Genomic DNA, 6,000 nt, shown 5'->3' with positions numbered 1-6,000 from the left:
CCCGGAGCGCACTCGGGACGAGTCCACCCAGACGCCGGACGAGGCCTGACCGCCCGGGCTAGGTGACTCAGAGGGCCATTCACCCTTTGGCGGGATCGCGTAGAAATCGAGCGCCCGGCAGGCGGCGAAGTGACGCAGCTTTGGGACCGTCCGGACCGCGGGTCGAAATGTCCTCATTAGCAACCGGTCGCTGCCCGGACGAGTTCAACCAGGAGCTGCCAACTCGCCATCTCCCGACAAGCCGAGTGGCAAGCGCTTGTGTCACCACCGGCACAGACGAGGCCGCGGCCGAGGCCGGAACATCTGGGCATGGCAACGACAAGCAGCGGTGCACGTTCGGGTGGCGCCACTGGAGGTTCGCGAATGAGGACCACACCGGCGTCCGCTTCTGCGCCGACTGTTCTGAGCGGCGCTATCACGGTTCGGACCGAGCCTCAGACGTCGCGATTGAGGACGCGCCGTTCGGCACCAGTCTCGCTGAGCCCTCTTTCGACGGCATGGGCGGCTCCCCAAACGCCTGCGGAGTCCTGTCGTAACCGATCTGTTGGTACCAAGCGCGTGACGAAAGGGCCGAATGCCCCGCTTGCCGCACGGCATGGTCAAGTTTCGGCCCCAACTCGATACCGGCTGGCTACCGTGATTTTGAGGTTGTGGAGGAGGGGTGCTCGCCATGCCCGCTGACTCGACTAGTGCTCCTGAACCTGCGCGTCCAGGGTCGTCGTCGAACGATGGACCCGAGGGGTCTGCACAGAACAGAGACGCCGCGGTGTCGGCTACTCAGCCGAGCTCCAACGGCGTGGCTGGGCATGACCCGCCGGCTGCGCAGCGGCATGAGGAGACACCGGGCGGTACCGCGGCGGCGGGCCCACCCAAGGGCGAGGCGGTCACGAGCGCGGCTCGGGGCACGGAGCCAGTCCTGGTCCGTACGCGCGGCTTGCGTCAGCTCGCGATCGCGACAGTGTTCATGGTTGCCGCGACCGGTCTGAGTTACGCGCTGCGGGCCCCGGCTGCAGGCACGAGGCCCGCCGAAACGTCCACGATCTCGGCCGGGGCAGAGACCCGCGGCGCTGCGTCTTCCGCGCCAAGATCGTCCTCGGCGCCTACTGGAACTGAATCAATCGGGGTCACGATGTTTTGGGAGGACATCAGGCCCGGAATGTGCACCCGGGATCCGCCATCGACGGACCCCGACGTCGTGGTCGTCGATTGCGGCTCGGCGCACTACGACGAGGTCATTGCGAAGGAGTCGCTGCCTGGCCCGGCCAAGTGGCCCGGCGATGCGCAGATCGTCAAGGCGGCCACGAAGAAGTGTGAGCCGAGCTTCGAGCGGTATGTGGGCGTGAAGTACGAAGACTCGCGGCTTTCGATCGACCCTTGGACCGCGGACGTGAGCGGGTGGCAGGACGGGGACCATACGGTGGTCTGTCTCGTGTACGAGGAGACGACTCCCCGCACCGGCTCACTGCGAGGCAGCCGCAGATGACGGCAGCCCTATCAACGTGATGACGCCGGCGCGTACACGTCGCGCATCGCCAGTAGATTCCGGCGCGCATCATCGAGGTAGGTGCCAGGAGAGGCACTGCCGGTTAGGAACTCCACGCCGAAGCTGCGGGGTTCGCGCGTCACCAACACCATCCCATACAAGATTCCGCTGATCAGCGAGCCGTCCGCTGGAGCAAACTCGATGTCGTCCAGCTGAGACCACGGGATTCGGATCTGCTTGAAGGCATTGGTGAGAACCAGCGCCTCCTCGTCCGCGACGATCCCGAGCTGCAGAAATGTGAGAAACAGGAACAGCCCCAGGATGGACAGGGAGCCACCGATGATGAATGCCCCCGCGTCGAACGTCGATGAGGGCGTGACAAAGGCGTAGATCATTCCCAGTCCCATGGCGAGGAAGATCGCGGCCCACACGAGCCTCGCTCTGGAGCGCACCCTCAGTTGACGCGGGACGTGCAACGGGGCGTCTAGCAGCGTTGCGTCCTCGGCCTTCACCGGGGCTGCGTTTTCGTGCCGCTCCTCGTCAGCCACCTCGTCTCCTTCGACCGCAGCGCTGGAAGTCGCGCTTGGGTGTAGGCGAGACGCAACCAACTTGGCGCGGCGGGAGGTCCACAGCACGAATGTCGGGATCAACAGGAACACCGGGAACGCCCACCATGCGTGGGTCGACTTCGCGATCGCGATCGTCAGCGCAGACAGGCCGGCGATGATGGCCGCAGTGACGGCCCCGGGGACGTTACGCGGTCGCCTGATCACCGCTGCACCCGCGCTGGCTGGCGGACCCCACGAGGGGCTTTGATTGTCGGTGGTCGACTCCGCCTTCCGCCCCGGTTCACTGCCCAGCGCCGCCTGGACGGAATCGGACCCATTCACGAGCAGACGCCTGGTTCCCACCATGCTGCGCACCACCACATGTGCCACCCAGAGAAACGCCATAGCCACAACGCCGAACGCGGCCGCATCCACCAATGTCCCGTTGCGGTAGATGATGGCGCCGATGCCCACGCCCACTGACACCAGCGCCGCGAGGCTCGGGTGCACCGCTCCGTCGCCGATACCGCGGCGGCGGATCCGTCTGTGGGCGGCCCACAGAACCAGCACGAGACTCACGTAGATCATGGCGAGGATCGTGAATCCTCGGATGGTCGCCTGCCGGGCGTCAGGTCCCTGTCCCCACACCTCTACCGCGTGATCAATGCCGGCGGTTGCCCACAGGCACGCAGGCAGCGAGACCGCCGCGATCGAGGCCGAGAGGGGGTGATCATCCATCCACCGAGAAACTGAGCTCATGACCTAATCGACCACCTCTCAGGAACAGGCGACCACCGTCGACCGCCCGTCGACGTCGCGCATTACCCATGCTACGAGCACGCGGCGGGCCGCGGTCCCGGCTGGGGCTGCCCTGCAGGTGTGGTTGCCGAGCGCAACAAGGCGGCAACGGAATCCACGCGGCGATGTGACGCGCCTGGGGGTTTCCCTTCCCAGGCCGCAACGGGCAACGCGGTCAGGATCCGATGAGCGACTTGTACTTGGGGCACTCGAACAGGATCGCGGCCACGGCCACCTTGGCGGCGACGTCTCCCTTGAGGTGGAAGTCGTTCTTCATCCACGGGCCGACAGTGGCGGGCTTTCCGGCCGCAATGCGACTGCAGATTCCTTTTGCAGGTTGATCCATCTTTGCGCTGTCGTTCATACCGGCGGCCTTGGCGACCGCGTAGAACGTGATCTTTGCGGCGAGCTTCTCGCCTACGGCTTCCATCGCTTTGGAACTCGCCGTCGACGTTGGCCGACGGCCACCGGCGACGTCGTCCTCGCGATACACGCCATGGCGCCCCTCCCCGCGTCCGCGTTCGCCCTCGTGGGCAAGTCGGTCGAGGCCGCGTCCGCCCTCGCCGACTCCATCGGACAGCCTGCCGCTGCCGGTGCTGACGGTTCGGGGCCGGGCGCTCCGGCCGACGGCGATGCTGCCTGACCGCGGCTGGCAGTCCTACGAGGACGCCCTGCGCCGTGTCGGCGAGCGCAGGGCGTCCGCGCCGGGGGACGACCCCCTGAAGGCCTTCTTGGTCAGGCTCGGGCTGTTGCGGGAGGACCGGCAGACCCTGAGCGAGGCAGGTGAGACCTACTTCAACGCGAAGTTCATCCGGGGGAGCCACGCCGAGGGGGACGCGACGCTGCAGGACTGCGTGCTGAACTACCCGCCCGCCACGGCGGTGACCCAGTTGTTGGCGGGGGTGCGTAACGCCGACCGCGCGCGCGTCGAGACGGTCCTGCGCAGCCAGGGCGTCTGGGGAGTGACCGACCGGACGGTCGGCTCGCTCCTCACGCTCATGGACCGCGCCCACATCGTTGAGTACAACCCACGGACCTCGTCAGTCCGGGTCCTGCTCTCGCCCGTCGCGGCCGAGGTCGACACTGTGCCGCCGAGCGTGTACATCTCGCCGGAAACCCCGTTCGGGAACAAGGTCTGGCTGCGTCGGGTGCTGGCGGAGCGGACGGGGCACATTGACTGGCTCGACAAGCACTTCATGCCGGTGGCCTTCGAGGCGCTGTGGGAGGCTGTCGACGGGGCCAAGGTCAGCCGGGTGCGTGTGCTGTCGCTGCGTCTGTCGGACCACGACGGCAAGCGCCCCCTCAAGCAGTACCGCGACCTCCGCCGCGAGTTCGCCGGTCGTTCCGTCGATCTTTCGTGGAGGACGATCGACAGCACGAAGGTCCGGGACACCCATGACCGCTGGATCATCGGAGCCGACTCCGCGCGCAACGTCCCGAACGTGAACGCGATCTACACGGGCCAGCACTCGGAGCTCCACCTGAGCGGTCGGCACGAGGAGTTGCAGTCCTTGTTCGATGCGTACTGGCTGGAGGCCACTCCCTTCGACCCTGCCGAAGCGGCGGAGTAAGCGGGCGAGCGTTACAGGGCAAGGCCCCTGCCGCGATGTTCGCGGCAGGGGCCTTCGCGGCGGACGTCACGCGCGCCAGACGACCTTCAGCCGGTCCGGCGTCCACGGGGCGCTCGGCCCGGCCGACGACCACCGCCTCGACGAGGGAGTCGACGACCGCGCGGCGCCGGTCGAGGGTCGAGTGTCGGGAAGGCGTAGGCGCTCGCGACGGACGGCCGGGTCGCCGCGCGCGGGCGGTCCCGCTCCAGCGCAGCCTGCTCGGCCTCCAGGGCCTGCACCTGCGGGAACACGATGGCTCCCGACAGGACGCCGCCGCCGAACGCGGCCATGAGTTCCTTGATTTGCCTCGGGATCGCCCGCAGCCGCGCCTCGCCGTCCCACTCCTGCGGCGCCGCCGGCTCGCCGGAGAGGTCGACGTGGGCGAGCCGCTGCTCGACCAGGAGGGTCAGGAGGTCGTCGGTCTGCCGGCCGGCGATCGTGAGCCTGTGGTCCTGCCCCTCGACCGAGCAGGCGTACGCGTGGCCCTGCTTGGTCCGCGACCCCGTCATCCGTGAGCCGCACACGCCGCACCTAACGATGCCACTGAGGAGGTACTTCTGCTCCCCGCGCCGGCTCCTTGGCCGTCAGCCGTCGAGCGCGGCCCGCAGGGCGTCGTACGTCGCCTGGTCGACCATGGCGTCCACACCCCGCGGACGGGCTGGCCGCTCGCGTCGCGGGCGGCCGCCTTCTAGTGCGTCCGCCACCCGGCCAGCCCCGGGTTCCGCGCCACCTGCCGGACGGCGGTGTGGTCCCCCTTGCGCCGCGTCGTGGTGACGCCCGAGGCGTTCCAGCGCCGGGCGATCTCGCGCGTGGGCACGCCGTCGATGACGTCCTGGATCGCCTTGCGGGGGAGGCGGCTCTCCTTGGGGTGCAGCGCCTTCTTGTCGTCGCCCCCCCGAACGGGCGCGTGCCTTGGTTGACCGCGCCGCGCTGGGCCTTGGCGAGGAGCGTTCTGGATCCCGACGCCACCGAGTTCGTTCGTGCCCGCGCAATGGGTTTCGGACCTTCTCGATGACACCGGCCCCCCGCATTGAGTTCGAGGTGGTCGTGTCGCGGCGGAAGGACGGACTTGGACACATGCCGCGTCTGGTGCCCAGGGCACCGCCATCGTTGCGGCTGAGTCCACGCCACCGTCGTGCGTCACAAAGAAGGCCCGTTGGGCAGGATGCCCAAGAAAGTCCTGCAGCACGACCACTCGCTCAACCAGCTCGTCGTCGCTGTTCCGTAGACGGACGAGTCCAAGCGGCTCAAACAACAACTGCATCGTGACCTCGCCCCGTCTGCAGCCCTCGGACGAACTTCTTGAGTGGCGCCCGCCCGGTCACCAAGGACGCTGTAGAGCACTTGGTGACACCGCTAACCTACCCGTGCTTGTCGGCTCGGTGGCTGAGGCCGTCCAACCCGTCTATGACGAGGAGCGGCACGAAAACCCGTATCTCGTCGCCCGATGGATACGGGGGCCAGGGTTGTCTTGCAGAAGCCCGTGCCAGTCAAGACTGCCGAAGGGGCCGGCCGCCCGGGAATCAGTATTCAGGTGCTGTCGACACGATCGTGAACGATT

At 67.7% G+C, this 6,000-nt stretch carries 7 protein-coding genes; 3 read left to right on the top strand and 4 right to left on the bottom strand.

Translation table 11 applies throughout. The features are described from left to right. Positions 1-1,129 precede the first annotated feature (1,129 nt). Positions 1,130-1,483, top strand: a complete 354-nt coding sequence (locus ABD831_RS20990) for a septum formation family protein (protein WP_344951611.1) — start codon at positions 1,130-1,132, stop codon at positions 1,481-1,483. Between the two features lie 11 nt (positions 1,484-1,494). Here ABD831_RS20990 and ABD831_RS20985 read toward each other — a convergent pair whose 3' ends face one another. Continuing rightward, on the bottom strand, positions 1,495-2,769 hold the full coding sequence (locus ABD831_RS20985) for a hypothetical protein (protein ID WP_344951608.1): 1,275 nt from the start codon (positions 2,767-2,769) through the stop codon (positions 1,495-1,497). Positions 2,770-3,004: 235 nt separating this feature from the next. After that, positions 3,005-3,322 carry a hypothetical protein gene (locus ABD831_RS20980; RefSeq protein ID WP_344951605.1) on the bottom strand — a complete coding sequence of 106 codons (318 nt, stop codon included), beginning with the start codon at positions 3,320-3,322 and terminating at the stop codon, positions 3,005-3,007. Positions 3,323-3,325: 3 nt separating this feature from the next. On the opposite strand from ABD831_RS20980, the gene ABD831_RS20975 reads away from it, so the two are divergent. Both ABD831_RS20975 and ABD831_RS20970 read left to right on the top strand, forming a co-directional pair. After that, positions 3,326-3,472: a hypothetical protein gene (locus tag ABD831_RS20975; RefSeq protein ID WP_344951602.1), complete on the top strand. Its 147-nt coding sequence runs from the start codon at positions 3,326-3,328 to the stop codon at positions 3,470-3,472. After that, positions 3,462-4,400 carry a hypothetical protein gene (locus ABD831_RS20970; RefSeq protein WP_344951600.1) on the top strand — a complete coding sequence of 313 codons (939 nt, stop codon included), beginning with the start codon at positions 3,462-3,464 and terminating at the stop codon, positions 4,398-4,400. The genes ABD831_RS20975 and ABD831_RS20970 overlap by 11 nt, the downstream gene beginning before the upstream one ends. Positions 4,401-4,486: 86 nt before the next feature. Here the strand turns inward: ABD831_RS20970 and ABD831_RS20965 are convergent, their stop codons facing one another. Both ABD831_RS20965 and ABD831_RS22300 read right to left on the bottom strand, forming a co-directional pair. Next, the gene (locus ABD831_RS20965) at positions 4,487-4,978 is read right to left on the bottom strand and encodes a recombinase zinc ribbon domain-containing protein (protein WP_344951621.1); all 492 of its coding nucleotides are present in this window, start codon (positions 4,976-4,978) and stop codon (positions 4,487-4,489) included. 149 nt (positions 4,979-5,127) lie between these two features. Then, positions 5,128-5,547 (bottom strand): recombinase family protein, encoded by a 420-nt coding sequence (locus ABD831_RS22300; RefSeq protein WP_425582865.1) that lies wholly within the window; start codon positions 5,545-5,547, stop codon positions 5,128-5,130. Positions 5,548-6,000: the final 453 nt, after the last annotated feature.

The organism is Terrabacter ginsenosidimutans, from assembly GCF_039539425.1.
GTDB classification, from domain to species: Bacteria; Actinomycetota; Actinomycetes; order Actinomycetales; family Dermatophilaceae; genus Terrabacter; species Terrabacter ginsenosidimutans.
The sequence above is the reverse complement of the archived record's forward strand: the minus strand, read 5'-3'. Positions and strand labels throughout refer to the sequence as shown.